This is a genomic window from Shewanella sp. 10N.286.52.E4 (assembly GCF_041468785.1).
Lineage (GTDB): Bacteria > Pseudomonadota > Gammaproteobacteria > Enterobacterales > Shewanellaceae > Shewanella > Shewanella electrodiphila.
The window spans coordinates 66514-86157 of record NZ_JBFRJJ010000015.1 but is presented as its reverse complement, the minus strand read 5'-3'; the positions used below and the strand labels follow the sequence as shown (position 1 = coordinate 86157).

General features: G+C 42.9%; 17 protein-coding genes. 10 read left to right on the top strand and 7 right to left on the bottom strand.

Going from position 1 to position 19644, the window contains the following annotated elements:
* Positions 1-70: 70 nt before the first annotated feature.
* Positions 71-1297, bottom strand: coding sequence for an imidazolonepropionase (gene hutI, locus AB4153_RS08250; protein ID WP_371997015.1), 1227 nt, complete (start codon positions 1295-1297; stop codon positions 71-73).
* 217 nt (positions 1298-1514) lie between these two features.
* Here hutI and hutC point away from each other — a divergent pair, with 217 nt between their 5' ends.
* From hutC to hutH, 3 genes are all read left to right on the top strand, one after another.
* On the top strand, positions 1515-2222 hold the full coding sequence (gene hutC, locus AB4153_RS08245) for a histidine utilization repressor (RefSeq protein ID WP_229370170.1): 708 nt from the start codon (positions 1515-1517) through the stop codon (positions 2220-2222).
* 68 nt (positions 2223-2290) lie between these two features.
* Entirely contained in the window at positions 2291-3964 is a 1674-nt protein-coding gene (gene hutU / locus AB4153_RS08240; RefSeq protein ID WP_371997014.1) for a urocanate hydratase, read from the top strand.
* On the top strand, positions 3964-5508 hold the full coding sequence (gene hutH, locus AB4153_RS08235; RefSeq protein WP_102527570.1) for a histidine ammonia-lyase: 1545 nt from the start codon (positions 3964-3966) through the stop codon (positions 5506-5508). The genes hutU and hutH overlap by 1 nt, the downstream gene beginning before the upstream one ends.
* Before the next feature lie 103 nt (positions 5509-5611).
* On the opposite strand, the gene AB4153_RS08230 is transcribed toward hutH, so the two are convergent.
* The gene (locus AB4153_RS08230; protein WP_102527571.1) at positions 5612-6154 is read right to left on the bottom strand and encodes a TonB-dependent receptor; all 543 of its coding nucleotides are present in this window, start codon (positions 6152-6154) and stop codon (positions 5612-5614) included.
* A gap of 231 nt (positions 6155-6385) precedes the next feature.
* Between AB4153_RS08230 and AB4153_RS08225 the strand changes: the two genes are divergently transcribed.
* Positions 6386-7654: a mechanosensitive ion channel family protein gene (locus tag AB4153_RS08225; RefSeq protein WP_371997012.1), complete on the top strand. Its 1269-nt coding sequence runs from the start codon at positions 6386-6388 to the stop codon at positions 7652-7654.
* A 59-nt stretch (positions 7655-7713) separates the two neighbouring features.
* Here AB4153_RS08225 and AB4153_RS08220 read toward each other — a convergent pair whose 3' ends face one another.
* Positions 7714-8286 carry a lysophospholipid acyltransferase family protein gene (locus AB4153_RS08220; protein WP_371997011.1) on the bottom strand — a complete coding sequence of 191 codons (573 nt, stop codon included), beginning with the start codon at positions 8284-8286 and terminating at the stop codon, positions 7714-7716.
* A 666-nt stretch (positions 8287-8952) separates the two neighbouring features.
* On the opposite strand from AB4153_RS08220, the gene AB4153_RS08215 reads away from it, so the two are divergent.
* Entirely contained in the window at positions 8953-9375 is a 423-nt protein-coding gene (locus tag AB4153_RS08215) for an SgcJ/EcaC family oxidoreductase (protein ID WP_229370270.1), read from the top strand.
* Between the two features lie 25 nt (positions 9376-9400).
* Here AB4153_RS08215 and AB4153_RS08210 read toward each other — a convergent pair whose 3' ends face one another.
* Complete coding sequence (locus AB4153_RS08210; RefSeq protein WP_371997009.1) at positions 9401-10192, bottom strand: NRDE family protein; 792 nt, start codon at positions 10190-10192, stop codon at positions 9401-9403.
* Between the two features lie 177 nt (positions 10193-10369).
* Entirely contained in the window at positions 10370-11920 is a 1551-nt protein-coding gene (locus AB4153_RS08205) for a metal transporter (protein WP_371997008.1), read from the bottom strand.
* 225 nt (positions 11921-12145) lie between these two features.
* Here AB4153_RS08205 and AB4153_RS08200 point away from each other — a divergent pair, with 225 nt between their 5' ends.
* The 3 genes from AB4153_RS08200 to AB4153_RS08190 all read left to right on the top strand — a co-directional run bounded on the left by AB4153_RS08200 (position 12146) and on the right by AB4153_RS08190 (position 16110).
* Complete coding sequence (locus AB4153_RS08200) at positions 12146-12739, top strand: YhgN family NAAT transporter (RefSeq protein WP_102527576.1); 594 nt, start codon at positions 12146-12148, stop codon at positions 12737-12739.
* A 234-nt stretch (positions 12740-12973) separates the two neighbouring features.
* A complete protein-coding gene (locus AB4153_RS08195) occupies positions 12974-13243 on the top strand; it encodes a hypothetical protein (RefSeq protein ID WP_229370175.1) in 270 nt (89 codons plus the stop codon).
* Between the two features lie 2 nt (positions 13244-13245).
* Positions 13246-16110, top strand: a complete 2865-nt coding sequence (locus tag AB4153_RS08190; protein WP_303517108.1) for an immune inhibitor A domain-containing protein — start codon at positions 13246-13248, stop codon at positions 16108-16110.
* Between the two features lie 81 nt (positions 16111-16191).
* Here AB4153_RS08190 and AB4153_RS08185 read toward each other — a convergent pair whose 3' ends face one another.
* On the bottom strand, positions 16192-16758 hold the full coding sequence (locus tag AB4153_RS08185) for a chorismate lyase (RefSeq protein WP_248956677.1): 567 nt from the start codon (positions 16756-16758) through the stop codon (positions 16192-16194).
* Between the two features lie 78 nt (positions 16759-16836).
* Between AB4153_RS08185 and AB4153_RS08180 the strand changes: the two genes are divergently transcribed.
* Positions 16837-17238, top strand: a complete 402-nt coding sequence (locus AB4153_RS08180; protein ID WP_102527578.1) for a flagellar basal body-associated protein FliL — start codon at positions 16837-16839, stop codon at positions 17236-17238.
* Positions 17238-18377 (top strand): 23S rRNA (adenine(1618)-N(6))-methyltransferase RlmF, encoded by a 1140-nt coding sequence (gene rlmF / locus AB4153_RS08175; protein WP_371997006.1) that lies wholly within the window; start codon positions 17238-17240, stop codon positions 18375-18377. The genes AB4153_RS08180 and rlmF overlap by 1 nt, the downstream gene beginning before the upstream one ends.
* 80 nt (positions 18378-18457) lie before the next feature.
* Here rlmF and AB4153_RS08170 read toward each other — a convergent pair whose 3' ends face one another.
* A complete protein-coding gene (locus AB4153_RS08170; RefSeq protein WP_229370273.1) occupies positions 18458-19306 on the bottom strand; it encodes a formate dehydrogenase accessory sulfurtransferase FdhD in 849 nt (282 codons plus the stop codon).
* Positions 19307-19644 lie beyond the last annotated feature (338 nt).

The following is a 19644-nucleotide window of genomic DNA, read 5'->3' as shown; positions in this document are numbered from 1 at the left end:
AAATTATGCCGACATAACTAAGTAAAAAAGTTTATCGGCTTTTTTGTGTTGAAATTAGGCTCGGTCCGCATTATTGATGAACTAACACGCCATTTTTAACCACATCTTTGCATGGGTTAACGCCGTATGAGTAGGCAAGTTGCGCAGGGGTAGTGATATCCCACAAGCAAAAGTCAGCCTGCATGCCTTGAGCTAAAACACCGACCTTTTCTTCTATTCCCAACGCTTTTGCTGCGTTGGCGGTAATACCTTTGAGGGCTTCTTCAGGGGTTAACCTAAACAGTGTACAGGCCATATTAAGCATTAATAAGGTTGAGCAAATTGGTGATGAACCTGGGTTAAAGTCACTGGCAACCACAATAGGCACTTGATGTTTGCGCAGCAACTCTATCGGTGGCATCTGAGTTTCACGTAAGAAGTAATAGGCACCAGGCAGTAATGTGGCACAAGTGCCACTAGCTGCGAGTGCTTTAACTCCGTCTTCATCAAGGTATTCGATGTGATCGACAGATTTAGCGCCAAGCTTAGCGGCTAACGCAGAGCCGCCCATATTGGATAACTGCTCAGCATGGAGTTTGATATCCAGTCCAGCTTGTTGAGCTGCGGTAAGTACTTTTTCTGTTTGGACTAAATTAAAGGCAATATTCTCACAAAATACGTCTGCAGCATCAGCAAGACCTTGCTCAATAACCGTTGGCAGCATGTCATTGACGACCAAATCCACATAGCCCTCAACATCGTCTTTGTACTCTGGTGGAATTGCATGAGCGCCAAGGAAAGTAGTTTTGACATCTACATGGTGATTACGACCAAGCTCGCGAGCCACTTTTAGTAGTTTGACCTCGGTTTCAGTATCTAGGCCATAACCTGATTTGATTTCAACGGTCGTAACACCTTCTTTGGCTAGGGCATTTAAGCGCTGACGGCCAAGCTCGAATAACTCTGATTCTTCAGCTTTTCGACAAGCGTTAACCGTTGATATAATGCCGCCGCCAGCGCGGGCGATATCTTCATAACTTGCCCCTTCAAGGCGCATTTCAAATTCATTGGCGCGACTACCAGCAAACACTAAGTGGGTGTGAGCATCAATAAGACCAGGGGTTATCCATCCACCTCTGCCGCGGTATACCGGCATCGAAAACACATCGAAATCAGGCAATTCTTTTCGAGGCCCAAGCCATGCAATTTTGCCATCTTTAACTGCAATAGCGGCATCGGTAATGGCACCGTAAGCGGCTGAATTGTTTGGATCCATTGTAGCTAAATTAACGTCTATCCAAACATGATCCCACGACATGGCAACTCCAGCATTAGCAATAAATTGAAAGAATAATAGCAAAACAATACTTGTTTTTACTTGTATATACAAGGTAAGGTTGGTGCTGAGTTTTTAGCCATTAAGTGGCTTTCATCACCCATTATTCCATGATATCGGTGTTGTTTGCAGCAATAAAGCCCTGATGGCAATAGACCTAATAACCACGATTGACCTGATAACCAGATTGGATAACACGATGGCATTAGCAAAATTTGAGCAAATCAAGCAGCACATTTTAGCCCGTATTGAGTCGGGCGAGTGGAAAGAAAATGATCGAGTGCCATCAGAAAACCAGTTAACTGAATTAATGGACTGTAGTCGTATGACCGCCCGCAGAGCATTAACTGAGTTAGTTGCATCTGGTGTGTTAGAAAGAAGCCAGGGTCTAGGTACCTTTGTCGCTGGGCTGAAGTCTCAATCATCGCTGCTGAATATTCGTAATATTGCCGATGAAATTAAAGAGCGCGGCCATGGCTATAGCGTTAAACAGTTAGCTTTGTCGCAAGTTCGCGCAGAAGGTGCGGTGGCGATCTCGCTGGGCTTAGAAGAAGGTAGCCCTGTGTTTTATTCTGTGTTGGTGCATTGCGAACAAGAGCAACCCCTGCAGGTAGAAGAGCGTTATGTGAACCCACAAATGATCCCTGATTATTTACAGCAAGATTTTAATCAGCTGACGCCCCATGAGTATTTATCTCGAGTTGCGCCTTTAACTGAGGCTCGTCATACCGTTGAAGCCGTGATTGCCAATGAGCAAACCCAGCAGCTGCTTGCCATTACTGCAGCTGAACCTTGTTTACAAATTATACGTCGCACCTGGTCTCGTAAAGGTGTGGTGAGTTTTGCCCGTTTAACCCATCCAGGTAGCAAATTTAGCCTAGGTGGTCATTTAACTTTTAGTCAGTAAATCAATAATAAAGCCAAATCGTTAGCGCAGTCAGTGCGAAACGATTGAAGATAATTGAAGGAAGTACAATGAATAACAGACACGACCCTAGTCGCAATATTATTGCGCCTCATGGCACTACGCTCGCATGTAAAAGCTGGCTAACAGAAGCTGCCATGCGCATGTTAATGAATAACCTTCATCCTGATGTCGCCGAGCGCCCTGAAGACTTAGTGGTATACGGTGGTATCGGCCGCGCAGCTCGTGATTGGCAGTGTTATGACAAGATCATTGAAGTGCTTCAACGTCTTGAAGATGATGAAACCTTATTAGTGCAGTCAGGTAAACCAGTTGGCGTGTTTAAAACCCATAGTAATGCCCCGCGCGTGATTATCGCAAACTCAAACCTAGTGCCGCATTGGGCTAACTGGGAACATTTTAATGAGCTCGATAAAAAAGGCCTGGCCATGTATGGCCAAATGACCGCAGGTTCATGGATTTATATTGGTACCCAAGGCATTGTTCAGGGGACTTACGAAACTTTCGTTGCCATGGCAAAACAACATTTTAATGGCAGTGCTGCAGGTAGGTGGATTTTAACAGGCGGCCTTGGTGGTATGGGTGGTGCACAACCTCTTGCTGGCACTATGGCGGGTTACTCAGTACTGGCATGTGAAGTCGACGAAACCCGCATCGATTTTCGCTTACGTACTCGTTATGTCGACAAAAAAGCCACTTCACTGGATGAAGCATTAGCCATGATTGAGCAAGCGAATGCATCAGGTACTCCTGTCTCTGTAGGATTACTGGGTAATGCAGCGGATATTTTTGCTGAGTTAGTTGAGCGTGGTGTTACGCCTGATGTAGTAACCGATCAAACTTCGGCACATGATCCGTTAAACGGCTATTTACCTCAAGGTTGGACGTTAGCCCAAGCTGCTGAAATGCGCCTAAAAGATGAAGCTGCAGTGGTTAAAGCAGCGAAGCAATCAATGGCGGTACAAGTCAAAGCCATGTTAGCGCTGCAAGCTGCAGGCGCTGCAACGACTGATTATGGTAACAATATCCGTCAAATGGCATTTGAAGAAGGCGTAGAAAACGCGTTTGATTTCCCTGGCTTTGTTCCTGCTTACGTGCGTCCGTTATTCTGTGAAGGAATTGGCCCTTTCCGCTGGGTAGCATTATCGGGTGATCCAGAAGATATTTACAAAACCGATGCCAAGGTAAAAGAGCTTATTCCTGATAACCCGCATTTACATAATTGGCTTGATATGGCCCGCGAACGTATTGAGTTCCAAGGCTTACCTGCTCGTATTTGTTGGGTCGGACTGAAAGACCGTGCTCGTTTAGCGTTAGCGTTTAACGAAATGGTCAAGAATGGCGAACTGTCGGCGCCGATCGTGATTGGTCGTGACCATTTAGATTCTGGCTCTGTTGCTAGTCCAAACCGTGAAACTGAATCTATGCTTGATGGTTCAGATGCAGTGTCTGATTGGCCATTAATGAATGCGTTATTAAATACGGCAAGTGGCGCGACATGGGTGTCGTTACATCATGGCGGTGGGGTTGGTATGGGCTTTAGTCAGCATTCTGGTGTGGTGATTGTGGCTGATGGTAGCGATGATGCAGCTGAGCGTTTAGGTCGAGTTTTATGGAATGATCCTGCCACTGGTGTCATGCGCCATGCTGATGCTGGATACGATATTGCGATTGACTGCGCTGAAGAGCAAGGTCTTGATTTACCGATGCAAGGAGTCAAGTAATGACTGCAACACAACATAGATTATTGCTGAGTCCTGGCACGTTATCATTAGCCCAGCTGCGTAAAATTAGCCGCAGTGCTGTCCATGTAACACTCGCTGAAGAAGCGAAAGCTGATATTAATACGAGTGCAGGTTTAGTGCAGCAAGTACTTGATGAAGGCCGCACTGTGTATGGTATTAATACCGGTTTCGGCTTATTGGCGAATACTAAAATTGCGCCTGAAGATTTACAATTACTGCAGCGCTCAATTGTATTGTCCCATGCTGCAGGTATTGGCCAATACATGCAAGATGCAACCGTACGTTTAATGATGGTGTTAAAAATTAACTCGTTAAGCCGTGGTTTTTCAGGTATTCGCATAGAGGTGATTAACTTCCTTATTCAATTGGTAAATGCAGGAGTTTATCCGTGTATTCCTGAAAAGGGCTCAGTGGGTGCATCTGGTGATTTAGCGCCACTGTCACACATGTGTTTGCCGTTATTGGGCGAAGGTGAAATGAGCTATCAAGGGCAAATTATCACTGCAGCAGAAGGACTGGAAATTGCAGGTCTTGAGCCGATTGAATTAGCGGCCAAAGAAGGCTTAGCATTATTGAATGGCACGCAAGCGTCAACAGCTTTAGCCCTTGAAGGTTTATTCCATGCTGAAGACTTATTTGCGGCGAGTTCGGTCATCGGTGCAATGAGTGTTGAAGCGGCAATGGGCAGTCGTAGTCCGTTTGATGCACGTATTCATGCGGCACGCGGCCAAAAAGGTCAGATTGATTCTGCCGCGATTTTCCGTAACTTATTGGGTGATGAATCTGAAATCAGTGCCAGTCACGTGGATTGTGAAAAGGTACAAGATCCTTATTCATTGCGTTGTCAGCCACAGGTATTAGGTGCGTGTTTAACTCAAATTCGCCATGCTGCTGAGGTATTAGGTGTTGAATCAAATGGTGTGACGGATAACCCATTAGTTTTCCAAGACACTGGTGATATTATTTCAGGTGGTAATTTCCATGCTGAGCCAGTGGCCATGGCGGCGGATAATTTAGCGATTGCGATTGCTGAGTTAGGCTCAATTGCTGAGCGCCGCATTGCGCTATTAATCGATTCTAGTTTATCTAAACTGCCACCCTTTTTAGTGGAAAATGGCGGGGTTAACTCAGGGTTTATGATTGCGCAAGTGACAGCGGCTGCATTGGCATCTGAAAACAAAACTTATGCTCACCCAGCTTCAGTAGACAGCTTACCGACTTCAGCAAACCAAGAAGACCATGTTTCGATGGCCACGTTTGCAGCGCGCCGTTTACGCGATATGTCGGAAAATACCCGAGGTGTGTTAGCGGTTGAGCTACTTGCTGCTGCACAGGGGCTGGATTTCCGTAAGCCATTAGCGCCAAGTGATGCGGTTGCTAGTGCTAAAGCTGAGTTACGTGAAGTGGTGGCTTATTATGATAAAGATCGCTTCTTTGCACCTGACATTGAGAACGCGACAGACTTGCTTTATACCGCGAGCTTTAATCGCTATTTACCTGCTGGAATGTTAGCGAGCTTTTAATTTTTCGCTTATTGTTTAAAGTGAAGAATCAAGCATTAAAAAAGGACCTTAGGGTCCTTTTTTATGTTTAACATTGCTTGCAGATCATCAAGTCTCAATCTGCTTACATGGTTACACCAATAGAGAAAATGGCAGCATCAGCACTCGTATCGTAACCAGCACCAATAACAAAGCCTTTGGTGACGTTATATCTCACGCCAAACTCAGCGCCCCATTCTTTGTTGCGGCTGCGTTCCCACACAGGCTCACCGCCGACAATGAAAGGCACAATATTATCAGTGGTGTTTTCTTCATAAATGTAGGCTGTTGCGCCACCATAGACACTTAAGTCTTGGGTTAGGCTGTAACTTAGACCAAAGCGCCACATGTATTCTTTAGCATAACCTTCGCCAGGCTCAGGCACATCAAGATCGTATTTATCGCCCCAAGCATAACCAATGTAATAGCCCCAGTCGGCATAATCAGGGTCGAAATGTTTTGCAGCAATCGTGACACCAAACATATCACCACGGCTATCAACATAATCTACCAGCAAGGCTACTGACGGCGTGTATTGTTGACCTTCTTCAGTCGTGTTTGCTTGAGCTTGTTGGCTAAAAGCAACTAAGCTAATAGAGAATGTAATGGCAAGCCAGATTTTTTTCATGAATACCTCTACCTGATTGGATGGCGCTATTGTTAGGGTTTGCCAATCTGAGGTCAATATTTGCGCGTATTTTTGCGGCCGTTATCGTTGAATAGGCCATTAGTGTTAACAATTTGTTTTATGTCAGTGGAAAGCTTACTGATGTTTTGTCATATATTTGATTGCCATCGTTTCAAAGCAGAAATATGGTATGTTAGCCAATGATTTTTCGGTCATTAAGGAATGAAAGTAGTGGATAACGAGTTACGCGCAGATATTGCCCAGTGGTTACTGGAAGCAGGGGTGAATAGTCAGCCTTCCGATAGCGTGGCGACATCAATTCTATTGTTTGTCAGCTTTTTAGTCGCAACGATTGCTTACTACATTACTAAAAAAGTCTTTGTTAAGGCGGTTAATGTTGTTATTCGCAAATCTGCAGTGACCTGGGATGACATCTTCATGCGCTATGGCGTGCTTGAAAAGTTAGCCTTGTTAGTACCTGCATTTATCCTCGACCTATTCGTACCTATCGTGTTGACCCATCAGGATTTATTAGGTGTCATACTTGATCGCGGTTTAAGCGTTCTGGTGGTGATTTTTATTATTCGTGCGATTTATGCAGGTCTTGATGCCTTAAATGAAATTGCCGATGTAAAGCTTATTAGCCGTCGCTTGCCTGTAAAAAGTTTTGTGCAGCTGTTTAAATTGTTCTTATTTTTCATTGGCGTCATTATTTCGGTTTCAGTGCTTGCTGATCAGTCACCCGTCTATTTCTTAAGTGGTTTAGGTGTGGCGACGGGTTTAGTCATGTTGGTGTTTAGAGATACGATTCTAGGCTTTGTTGCGGGTATTCAGCTTGCGGCCAACCGCATGGTGAGTAAAGGCGATTGGATCCAAATGGATAAATACGGCGCAGATGGCGCAGTAGATGAGGTGTCGCTGAATACAGTAAAAGTACGTAATTGGGATAATACTATTACGATGATCCCAGCCTATGCGTTGGTATCAGATGCATTTAAAAACTGGCGTGGCATGTCTGAAAAAGGTGGTCGTCGTATCAAGCGCGCAATTAATCTTGATGTGAATAGTATTCATTTTTTATCTGAACAAGAAATAGAACGATTATCAAAAGTGAATTACCTCAAAGATTACTTTCCTAAAGTCGTATCAGAAATCAATCACTCAAATGAGCAGGTTAATGATTTTGATATGCCAGTAAATGGTCGTCGCTTAACGAATGTAGGCACCTTTAGAGCTTACTTAGATGCGTATCTTCGCCATAATAATAAGCTTCATAAAGACATGACCTTAATGGTGCGCCAACTTGCACCAACCACTGAAGGTTTACCTATTGAATTGTATGTCTTCACTAACGATACGCGTTGGGCATTTTATGAAGGGATCCAAGCTGATATCTTTGACCATATCTTTGCCATCCTGCCTGAGTTTGGTTTAAAAGCATTCCAAAACCCAACGGGTAACGATATTCGCAGTATTAAACCTGACACTAAAGTGCATTAGCACTTTAGTTATTAGCTTTGTGGTTAAAGTGACAGAAACAAAAGCCGAACTAACCTTGTCTAGTTCGGCTTTTGTGTTTTTGAAGGCTGATAATCAGGGATCACCTTAGGGTGATGTCCCGTTATACCGCGAAAAAAATCCAGTATCTGATTCATGTCCGCTGATATATCATCACTGGTATCCATCGGCTTATTGAGCACTATCGATTTACGTGAAAAGTCCAGTCCCACAGTAATAATTGGCACCTTCGCTTTTACCGCAATATGGTAAAATCCTGTTTTCCAACGGGTAACCGCACTGCGTGTTCCTTCAGGGGCTAATGCTAGTTTGTATTGATTATCGGCTTCAAAATGCTGCACTGCAGCATCGACCATGTTGTTATTCTTACGGCGATCAACAGGGCTGCCACCGAGCCATTTGAAGAACCAGCCCCAAGGTGGAATAAACAATTGGTGTTTACCTAAGAAGTGGATGTTTATCCCCAGCGCAGATCGCGCAATGATTCCGATAATAAAATCCCAATTACTGGTATGCGGGCCAACGACCATAATGAACTGGCCATCATGAGGCGCGCTCCCCTCAAACTGCCAACCACATATTGTGAGTAGCGATAAACTAATTTTGCGAAACATGGACTATTTTCCAGTTTATTTGTATCTGATACGCTAGAATCTAACGATAAGATAATGAAATATTTTACGAATATTATTTGGGTTATGATTTGTTTACCAAACAATACCGGCCTGATTACAGTGTCGATTGAGTCGGTAAAATGCCAGATTACAAACCCATTTTAAGCGTCAATGCTGTGATAGTTAACTAACCTATCGTATTCATTGTCGTAATACAAAAGGACTAATTCTTTTTTTCTTCTGGAGAAATCAAGCATATCCAATCAGCGAGGAGAGTGTGTGAAGCACCTTACAATAATCAGTAGCAGCGTTTTTTGTGTGCTGTTTTCAATGGTGAGTATCGCGACTGAAAAAGTCTCGATGGACACCTTACCGGCTGCAGAAAATAACACGGCAGTTCAAACAGTAGCAGAAGCTGACACGGTTACTGAAACATCGACTGAGCAAGCTCTCAAATCAGTACCATTAAAGCCAACAACCACTGAAAAAGTGCAAGTGGGCTCAATTAAAGCTGTAGATATTGCTGAAACAAAAACTGCTGTAGAAGACGTTGTTACAGACATCAGTGAAGTGATACCTGATGAACCGGCTAATGTGGCTGATAATGATGACAAGCCAAAGCAGCCTGAAGCTTTTACACCAGTAACCCCCGTTGCTGCTGTTGATATAAACCCAGAAGATGCAGCACCTATTTCTTTAGATGAAGTGAATTCAGACAGTGCAATTCCAACGGATCGCATTCGCTCTGTTATTTCTAACCAAGAAAAAGCCTGGAATAGCGGTGATATTGACGCTTACATGCAAGGTTACTGGAAAAGCGACAAGCTGCGTTTTGTGTCTAATGGTAAGTATAACTATGGCTGGGATTCAATATTAGCCAGTTACAAGCGTAGCTATCCAACCTCTGCCAGAATGGGCAAGCTCAACTTTAAAGTGCGAGAAATTAAAATGCTCAGTAACTATGCGGCACTCGTCGTTGGGCGCTGGACATTAGAACGCGCTAAGGACAAACCAAGTGGTGTGTTTACCTTATTGATTGAACGTATTGATGATAAGTGGGTTATTACTCATGATCATTCATCAGACTAGCGGTTTATTTTATAAAATGGGCAAGCTATTCAGTGCTTATACTGAATCGTTGTTGCCCTAGATTTCTTGATTTACCGTCGTAACGTACTTCGGTAAATTCAATATTACCTATACTGTCCTGCATCACCACGCTGGTGGAACGAGTGCCATATTCTGGGTGCTTAATAAATATCGCTGAAAGTAATCTTTCCCACTCAAGATCAATACCAGTGTTTGGCAAACCGGTGTCATCCGCCTCAGATTCATCGCGCATGAATGATAGCATTTGTACTATATCTGGCTCGTCATGGCTCAATACATGTTGCTCTAACGCCTGTTGCCCTTTAGCCATTTTCGGCCAGACATCGTCTAACGCGCCATTACTGACCGCATGAAATCCTTTGCTTAATGGTAAATTTTCCGCTGTAGCGCTATTAAAACACCATAGCTGGTTATCTTGCTGATAAACCAAATTAAATGGGCTGTAGTTGTCACTATGCTGCTGTAACCATTGTTGATTCAATAAGCCGTCACCCGATAGGGCTTTAAGCACTAACTCGCCACGACTACGCATGCCTTCATGTTCAGATTGGAGGCGTATATTGGTTAAGGCTGAAAATTGCCCGAGTTTATTGACGCCCAACCAAGTGCCACCTGCTTGTAAGTCTTTGCCTGCTAGGATTTGAGCTGCTGAGGATGTGGCTTGGTTAGTTGAACTGGCTGCGATTGGCCAAAAGTGCGCAGGTTCAGTAGGGCGGTGATGAAACTCATCGCGATTAGCACAAACAATCAAAGGCCATTTGGGATGCATGTCGACAGCGATAAATAAAATGCACATAAGCTCTACCTAAAGAAGATGATAAAACATCATAACCTAAAATTTACAGGTGAAGCATTAGTAAAGCAGTATGGGTGAAATAAACGGATTAAATTAAGACGTTACCGTTATATCCTGCTGCGCGATTGTCGCAGCAAGCGCTACGACAATGCTTGGCTAGAATAAGCTGGCATAAGTTTAGTGATGATGACCGTGATTGTGCTCATGGCCGTCTTTATGACTGTGATCATGACTGTGGCTGTTAAACTTAATCAGCAAACGACTGAGGAATTTTCTTGGGCCTAAACGCAATAAGCTGGCGCTAAAGATTAACCCTACTACCACAGCAGCAGTAATGTTGATGCTATCTGGCAAGGTTAATAATTGGTGCCAATCGACAAGATAGTGATGTGCAAATAACAAAGCTACAACTAACACTGTCGATAAAGCGGCGCGCATTCCCCAACTCATCAGTTTAAGCTGACTAATACTGAGTACGGGCGCAGCGATTAAGGCAAACGCAACAGCCACATTACTCCAGCCGCTATAGGCTAGTGAAAGGGCTAATACCGCAGCACCTAGATTACAGAAACGCATTGGTAAAAATACCGCCAGCAGAATCAATACTTGCAGCGCGGGGTGCTCAAGGTGTATCGAAGGGTGACCAATTAAGTTCGCCAAAATAAGGCTTAAAGCAATCCAAGGGGCGCTTCTATCTACCAAGTGTGCAAAACCAAAACGCCATGCTGATTGCGGTAGGTTTTCATGGGGATCAGTAAGCTCAACGTTACCTAAACTCAAAAATGTACCAATAACCAATAAGCCAATGGCTTGATATATTGCAAACCAGGGACCGAGTAATAATAGGGTAATTATCAATGCTTCAGGGCCCGCTAAACGTTGTAGCCAGCGACTAGCTAACCCTTCGTTTAAAGGCGATAAACCCGCTTTAAATCGTGCCGTTGCGATCAAATAGCTTAGAATCAGAATCGGTGAGATGGTGAGTAACCAAGTTATAAATTGATCTGAGCCGTGGCTATGGTGATTATGACCACCTGTATCAACAAGTAATAATAATGCTAGTAACCCAACACCCAGTAAGCTGCCAATACCCGCTTGATATTGGTAACGACCCTGGACATCATCATTTTGATTGCCATGGGGTTGATGTAGCACCACATGCAAAATAGAACCAGTAACAAATGCTTGGAGGTAAACAGTATTGTCGATGCTTAAATGCTGTAGTAGTTGCTCACCGGCAAAATAACCCACAGAGGTTAATGCCATCATTGCCACAAGCACTGCACTAGCCCACTTTGTGCCTACTTGCGGCTTTAACAACCACCAAATAGCCACACCAACAGGCAGTCGATGCATGATGACTCCAAGAGCAAGTAAAGTTGAATTACCTTCTTGCTGAGCCAATACCATTGCACCGCCATCAGTAATGGTGTGCAACAATAAACCACCAATCCCTAGGGTTAAGGTGACGTTATGAGTGATTTCAGAATATCGATGAAATAGTCGTTCGCTTGCTGTAGGCCCCCAAAGGCCAAGCACGACAAATAATAATGTGAGGATCCCGCCGTGTTCGAGCAGTTCAGGCAAAATATGAATAAGCACTAGCCCGCCTAAAGAGACGAAGATAAATCCGTCCAAGCCTTTTTGTAGCCCACTTCCCGATGAGAAGTAGCGATAAAAAAGTGGTCCGAATAAAAGTGCAATACAACTAGCGACAAGATAGAGCATGGAATCCAAAAGAATCAAAGAGACGAAAAAAACAATCAAGTATATCCTAGTATTTCATTTAACTTAATACTTGCTTAGCTTGATTATTCATCATCTTTAGAATTTACACGGTAAACATCCACGAAAACCGACAAATATAAACAAATCTTACTGTTCATACCTCCAAAACAGCCTCATTAAGTATACAATGGCGCTTCTTTGTTAATTAATAATAGAATATTTGTAATGGACATATTTTCAGCTGCTGTGATGCTATTTTTGATCATGGATCCTTTAGGGAATTTGCCGATTTTCGCCTCAATTTTGCGACATATCGAACCTAAAAAACGTCGTCGTGTGCTTATTCGTGAGTTGTTGATTGCGTTAGCCATCATGCTGCTGTTTTTATTTGCTGGCGAAGCGATACTTAATTTCCTCAACTTACGCCAAGAGTCGGTGAGTATTGCTGGCGGTATTATTTTATTTTTAATTGCGATTAAAATGATATTTCCGCAGCCGGGCGGAGTCGTCGGGCTTGCTGCAGGCGAAGAGCCTTTTATTGTACCAATGGCAATCCCACTAATGGCTGGCCCTTCTGTATTGGCGGCATTAATTCTACTTGCCCATAGTGATAGCTCCCGAATGACTGATTGGACTATTGCGTTGCTTGCAGCTTGGGGCGTGAGTGCGGTGATTTTACTATTTTATAAAGTATTCACCCGACTACTGGGCGAAAAAGGACTCACTGCGGTTGAGCGACTGATGGGAATGGTATTGGTGATGATTTCAGTACAAATGTTCTTAGATGGTGTTTCGAGTTATTTGAAAAGCACTGCATAAGCGCTCAACCTTTTAAATAAAGTATGTATACCTAGGCCGCAATTGCGGCCTTTTTTGTTGTCATTGTTCAAGGCTAACAAGCTGAAAAATTCAGTTTATTTATCTTGCTTAACCACTGTCTATTTATGTAAACACTGGCTATGTAAATGGGGTTAAAATTCTGTGGATTTAATTTGTGATCACGCGGTAACAACTGTTAATGTTTGGTTAATCTACAATGTTGTAAGTTGACTTATGAAACGGATTTTAGCAGTACTTTTAAGCGGTTCTTTACTGGCATGCAGCCACCAAACTGCAGTTCAAAATACCCATGCAGAAATTAAGCCTCCTAAAGTTCAATGCGGTGCGACGCCGCCTCCGCTGGACACTCAAGGAATTAGAAACAATTTACTAAAGCGAGGAGATATTACTTCTGAGATGACTGCTGCTGAGCAGCAAGCTGTTGTTAATGAATATATCGCTAAGCGCAATAATGCTTACAAGAAATGTAATCAAGGGAAGTAGTTATGGTTAATATATTAAAGCACCGCAAGTCATCTTTTATCACTCCTTTAGCATTAACCTTGGCGGCAATTTTGAGTGCTCCTTCCTTGGCGGCTCCAGTAAAGCACACATCACCTGCCGATGCAGGGGTGATAAACCCGCAACAAATTGTTTATTGGTTAACGAAACGGGGTGAGCTGAGTGTTGATGCTTCTGATGCTGAAAAGCAAATTGCAGTTGCTAATTTTACGCGTAAAACTCGCGCAAACAATCATGCGGTACCATTAGCGCAAACTAAACGTGTGAATCAAATCGCACGAACTAAGCTGCAAAATGCGGCCTCTGTTGTTGCCTTTGCTGATAGTGACATAAAGAAAAGCGTAAATGTGCTTGCTGTTCTAGTCGATTTTCCTGATTTGCCATACAACGACAATCGGCTGACAGCGGCCGATACAGGTATGTATTACAATGATTATTCAGTGGCACATTATGAAGACATTTTGTTTTCTACCACTGGCTTTACTGGTCCTAATGGTGAAAACCTAGAAACTGCATATCAGTATTTTGAACAAGCATCCGGTGATACTTTTACCTTTAACGGTGAAGTTAAAGGCTGGGTTACTGCAGATAATAATGCCGCGCATTATGGTGGCAATGACACAGATAATGATGACAATGATATGGCGGCTCCGGATTTAGTCATGGAAGCGGTGACCAAAGCTGTTGCTGGCATGACGAGTGCTGAGCTAGCCCAGTTTGATATTGAAGATCCTTATGATGTGAACAACAACGGTAATTTGGATGAAGCTGATGGCATTATTGATCATATTGTTATTTTTCACTCTAGTGTCGGTGAAGAGGCGGGAGGCGGCGCCTTAGGTACTGATGCTATTTGGTCGCATCGATTCTTTGTCGGTGCCAGCTCTTTTGGGAGCACCATTCCTGGCACATCAATGAAGGTTTATGGTTACACAGTGCAGCCTATTGATTCGGCAACGGGAGTTATCACCCATGAATTTGGTCATGACTTAGGTTTACCAGATGAGTATGACACTGCTTATAGTGGTGATGGTTCGCCTGTCGGGAGTTGGTCATTAATGTCTGGTGGTTCTTGGGTCGGGCAATCGACTGGTGGAACTTATATTGCAGGGACCAGGCCTTCAGGTTTTAGTCCGTATGCCCGTTCATATTTACAAGAGCGTTATAAAGGCAAGTGGGTTAACGAACAATCAATTAGTTGGGACGATATTGACCAGTCAGGACTTAGCGCTGATTTAGTGTCAGCAGTGAACGCTGATGATATTAACCAACTCTCCATTGCTATTCCATCCTCAGGAGTCGACTTTAAACAGCCATTGACAGGTGAGTATCAGTATCACTCAGGCAAAGGTCATTTAATGTCTAATAGCATGAGCTTTGATGCTGATTTACCTGCTGGCACGCCGTTATCTCTGTCTTTTCAAGCGCATTGGGATATCGAGGTAGACTACGATTACACACAAGTATTGGTTGATGGGGTTGCCATTGAAGGTAATCATACCGTGGCTAATAATCCACTTTATGGTGGTGTTAATCACTATATTTCCGGCTTATCGAGTGATAATAGCAGTGCTATTGGTTCTGATTCCTGGGTTGAACTCACCTATGATTTAACCAGTTTTGCAGGGCAGAATGTACAAATTCAAATCAATTATATTACCGACGAGGCTGTAGGTGGTTATGGTATTGCTATTGATGATATTGAAATAAATCATCAAGGAAGTGTGATACTTCAAGATGGTGCTGAAGTTGCTGGGGCTGTCACTCTCAATGGTTTTGACCGAATTGAAGATACCTTACCCGGTTTGCCTCAGCGTTATATTGTCCAGCTGCGTAACTATCAAGGCATTGACCAAGGTCTTGAAAATATCGGTTACGAGGCCGGTGTGCTGCTTTGGCTTGAAAACAGTAATTATGAAGATAATAACGTTGGTGAGCATGCAGGTTACGGCTTAATTGGTGTTGTTGATGCGGATCAAAACCTTATTGGCAATAACAGCACGGATGTACAGATCCGTGACGCGAGTTTCAGTTTATATCCACAATCAGCTTATGCATCGGATACTCATTTGAGTAACAGCAGTTTGTTTGATGACAGTCGAGATTATAGTGCGCCATTAAAACCTCAATCAGGCTTGGTATTGCAAGAGCTAGGTTTAACCATGAGTGTGATAGCTCAGTCATCAAATAGTGACACCGCGACAGTAGAGTTTAAGCGAAATGCGGTGGTTACAAATCCGGACGAGTCGACTCTTGAAGCCAGTTTTGAGGTTGTCGTTACTGATTATACCGCTGACTTTAGTGCTGTAATCCAAGGTGGTAGTGCTGATTACACATACTTATGGAACTTTGGTGAGTCTAATGCAACCAGTACTTTGGCTAGCCCAACGCACACCTATAGTTCATCAGATGCCTTTGTGGTCTCACTGACGGTGACTGACTCAGAAGGGGCAACTGTGACTCACAATCAGATTGTTGAAGTGATCATTGAGTTGAACGCCAATTTTGAGATTGCAGTTGTTGGCGATGACAGTATGACGGTTAAGTTAACTAATACCACGACGGGTGGCTTTGGTGAGTTGAATTATTCATGGGATATGGGTGATGGCAATACGATAGTGGGTATGAGCCCTGAGAATTATACCTATGCCTTAGCTGGGTCTTATACTATCGTGCTGAGCGTCACTGATGAAAAGGGCACTGAAAAGCGGCATGCATGGAGTTTAACTTTGCCAGCTGAGATAGCAGAAGAAAAAGTGGAGCCATCAAGCAGCAGTGGCGGTAGCCTTGGTTGGTTATCGATTGTTTTATTGGGTCTGTTTGCCTCTGGAAGACAAAAGCGCTGTTAACGCTGTTTTAGCGAAGACACAAGACATGTTAAAAGGCAGGGCGAAATCCCTGCCTTTTTATTGTTAGGCGTTGTTCTAGAATTAAATAGATTGATTAATCTTAGCGACAGCAGCTGGTAAGAATATTTCGCTGACGATAATGTCTTGGTTAGCTAAATTGAAATAACGGCGACGCCCCCATAAAGGCGCGTTCACCTCTTGAGATAAGCTGGTGGCCAGTTGGGCTAGCTTACTGCAACTTTCAAACTCAGCAACTTCAATTTTTCCTGGGACAATATCATTACTTGAAAATAGCAATTCACCTAAGGGTCTAGTGCCGAGTGCTTTGAAGTTATGTTGGTGAAAAGTGGTTAATACTTCGGGGATTAATGTCCGTGCAAAAACCCAAGGTTCGCCATCGAGGCATAATAAAACTTCTCGAACCCAAACGCGGTGTTGATGAGGACATTCGCCAGCTAACGGGGTCGTTAGATGCTCCCCAAGTACTTTGACTTCAAAATGTTGGCAACAGCTTCTTAATTTTTGAGTTAAACTGCCTGTGGCAAGTAACCATTCTTTTAGCGCTGTTTTTGGCATAGAATTGAAATTCTCAGGTGAAAACCATTGGATTGATTCACCATAAGGGAAGCTAAGGCTGGTCACTTTCATTCATTACTCGTTACAATGTACACAACGAGTGCAGTTTATCACGACAGAGCTTATATAAATAATGGAGTTTGTTTAACTATGGCAAAGTATGTATACGCAATTTTACTTTCAATGATGTTATCGATGAATGTATATAGTGCCGATGAAAAAACGGTAGAAAACTTTGCTTATTATGGGTTTGAACCTGACATAGTGACGAATTACATTTCAAATCGTAAGAAGTTAGGCTTCGTTAAAATCAGTGTAGAATTGATGGTAAAAGATCCTGATCACCTTTTGCTTATTGAGCATCATGATCCATTGTTACGCTCAGCAATTGTTGAGGTATTAGGTAACCAAGCGGAAGACAAAGTGAAATCATTAACGGGCCGTGAAGATATTCGACGTGAGTGCTACGAAACCGTTAATAGGCTTCTAGAAGAAGAAACTGGGCAACAAATAGTCGTTAATTTATTGTTTACTAAGTACTTATACGATTAATGAAACATAAAAATCAATCGACATCAGCAGACAAAGCATCAAGCAAAGGCACTGCACGTAAATCTAATCTCAATACGAAAAGTGCCAAGCAAACTCAAAAGGTGAATAAATCTTCTCAATCGTCGAAGGTTAAAGTCGCTAAACCGATATCAAAGACCTTACACCCTCGTAATAAGCATAAACAAGGTTATGATTTTGAAGAGCTTATTTCAGGGTGTCCCAAATTGTCCCACTTTGTTAAGCCTAATCCTTATGGCAACTTATCAATCGATTTTTCTGATCCTCAAGCAGTTAAAACATTAAATGCGGCAATCCTAAAAACTGATTATCAGATTGAGCATTGGGATATTCCCCAAGGCTTTTTATGCCCACCTGTTCCAGGTAGAGTTGATTACTTACACTACATTGCGGACTTATTAAGTGACAAAGGCAAAGTGCCGAAAGGTCAGAAAGTCATTGCGTTAGATATTGGTACTGGCGCGAACGGTATTTACCCATTACTTGGGATTCAGTCATACGGTTGGCAATTTGTTGCCAGTGATATTGATCCTATATCGATTGCCAATGTTGCTAGTATTGCTGATAAAAATCAAGCGATTAAAAGAAAGCTTTCTTTACGTCAGCAACATAACCCCAATCACATTTTTAGCGGTATCATTGCTGAGAATGAACGCTTTGATATCACATTGTGTAATCCGCCTTTTCATCGCTCTCTCGAAGAGGCAAGCCAAGGTAGTGCAAAGAAAAACGCCAATTTAGCTGCTAACAGAGCAAAGAAGGGGACAGCTAAAAGTGCTGCATCTGGAACTTTAACCACTAAAAAACCAGATAATGCAGCAAGTGGTTTGAACTTCGGTGGCCAAAAAGCCGAGTTATGGTGTGAAGGTGGTGAGCAGCAGTTTTTAGCCAATATGATTACTGAAAGTCAGCAGTTTGCTTCACAGTGCTTGTGGTTTAGTTCGTTAGTGTCTAAATCAGAAAACCTTAAGCCGTGTTATGCCTTGTTAGAGAAACTATCAGCAGATAGTGTCAAAACCATTGAAATGCAACAGGGAAATAAGATTACTCGAGTATTGGCATGGAGCTTTTTAACCAAAGCGCAGCGGTTTCAATGGGCAAAATTTAGAAATATGCAATAAAAATGGCTCCTTGTTTGGAGCCATTTTTTAGTAGACTTTTTTGCTAAAACACACTTTTGACTCAGCGTGAATAAATGATGTTATTTCTCTTTATTAGCATCAAATTCAATGTTTTCAGCGCCATGGTAAACCAAGAAGTGGCGCCCTTTAGCTCGCGCAATAATGGTAATGCCCATCTTTTGTGCTAATTCAAGTCCCATTTGGGTTACACCACTACGAGAAAGCAATACTGGAATCCCCATCTTGGCAACCTTAATCACCATCTCACTGGTTAAACGACCGGTGGTATAAAAGATCTTATCATTGCCGTTCTCACCTTCAAGCCACATATCACCCGCTAGAGTATCAACAGCATTATGACGCCCGACATCTTCAATAAAGGCCTGAATGGTATCGTCTTTACAAATACCGCAACCATGTACCGCGCCAGCATTCTTATAGGTCTCGTTATAAGCGTTGATATTTTTTAGCAAGCTATACAAGGTAGATTGCTTGAGTTCTGGTGTCGGTAAGTTGATATCATCTAACCCTTGCATGAAACCGCCATACACCGTGCCTTGTCCACAACCTGAGGTCACTGTTTTTTCAGAGAGCTTTGCATCTAAATCGGCGGTTTGTTCTTGCGTCAGAATAGCTGCCGAATTGACATCCCAATCGACAATAATTGATTCGAGTAAATTCGCATCATTCACAAACCCCTGGTTTTTCAAATAGCCAAGGGCAAGAGACTCAGGCTTAGCGCCCAAAGTCATTAAGGTCACAATGGGTTGCCAATTCAAGTAAACCGTCAGTGGTCGCTCGCAGGCGACAAATTTATCAATGCTCTCGCCTAATTCATTTATGGCTTTAACTGGCAAGGTTAAAGGCACTTCTGCTTGAGTTTTGACGAGTTTCAGTGGGGCTTTAGCACGTGTATTGGATTGCGTCATTGATATTGAGGCCTCTGACTGTGTCATCCATTGCCGTCATCGGCTTTAAGATGAGTATCGTGATTAAAGTAACTGCGTATCAGCATAGCAACTTTTGTTCCCGTAACAGCAAGTAGATTGTAAATGCGTGATCTAACACAAAAGTTAATCAGGAACAGCTAATTAACGTAGCCTTATGTCCTAGTAAAATTAGCAATATGGACAAATTGTCCTACTCTTAATGTTGATTAAGAGATCTAGGTCAAATTTTTGGTTTGATTTTATTTGGCACTATTATTGCAGATTAATGACTATATAGAGGAATAAGGCCATATTTCGTATTTGAAAAGGTCACGCAA

Excerpts from the sequence above, each read along its gene's own strand:
- AB4153_RS08185 (WP_248956677.1), bottom strand. The coding sequence starts at position 16,758 with ATGAAAGTGACCAGCCTTAGCTTCCCTTATGGTGAATCAATCCAATGG.
- AB4153_RS08200 (WP_102527576.1), top strand. The coding sequence starts at position 12,146 with ATGGACATATTTTCAGCTGCTGTGATGCTATTTTTGATCATGGATCCT.
- hutH (WP_102527570.1), top strand. The coding sequence starts at position 3,964 with ATGACTGCAACACAACATAGATTATTGCTGAGTCCTGGCACGTTATCA.
- rlmF (WP_371997006.1), top strand. The coding sequence starts at position 17,238 with ATGAAACATAAAAATCAATCGACATCAGCAGACAAAGCATCAAGCAAA.
- AB4153_RS08170 (WP_229370273.1), bottom strand. The coding sequence starts at position 19,306 with ATGACGCAATCCAATACACGTGCTAAAGCCCCACTGAAACTCGTCAAA.
- AB4153_RS08190 (WP_303517108.1), top strand. The coding sequence starts at position 13,246 with ATGGTTAATATATTAAAGCACCGCAAGTCATCTTTTATCACTCCTTTA.
- AB4153_RS08230 (WP_102527571.1), bottom strand. The coding sequence starts at position 6,154 with ATGAAAAAAATCTGGCTTGCCATTACATTCTCTATTAGCTTAGTTGCT.
- AB4153_RS08180 (WP_102527578.1), top strand. The coding sequence starts at position 16,837 with ATGGCAAAGTATGTATACGCAATTTTACTTTCAATGATGTTATCGATG.
- AB4153_RS08210 (WP_371997009.1), bottom strand. The coding sequence starts at position 10,192 with ATGTGCATTTTATTTATCGCTGTCGACATGCATCCCAAATGGCCTTTG.
- hutI (WP_371997015.1), bottom strand. The coding sequence starts at position 1,297 with ATGTCGTGGGATCATGTTTGGATAGACGTTAATTTAGCTACAATGGAT.
- hutU (WP_371997014.1), top strand. The coding sequence starts at position 2,291 with ATGAATAACAGACACGACCCTAGTCGCAATATTATTGCGCCTCATGGC.
- AB4153_RS08220 (WP_371997011.1), bottom strand. The coding sequence starts at position 8,286 with ATGTTTCGCAAAATTAGTTTATCGCTACTCACAATATGTGGTTGGCAG.
- AB4153_RS08205 (WP_371997008.1), bottom strand. The coding sequence starts at position 11,920 with ATGCTCTATCTTGTCGCTAGTTGTATTGCACTTTTATTCGGACCACTT.
- hutC (WP_229370170.1), top strand. The coding sequence starts at position 1,515 with ATGGCATTAGCAAAATTTGAGCAAATCAAGCAGCACATTTTAGCCCGT.
- AB4153_RS08195 (WP_229370175.1), top strand. The coding sequence starts at position 12,974 with ATGAAACGGATTTTAGCAGTACTTTTAAGCGGTTCTTTACTGGCATGC.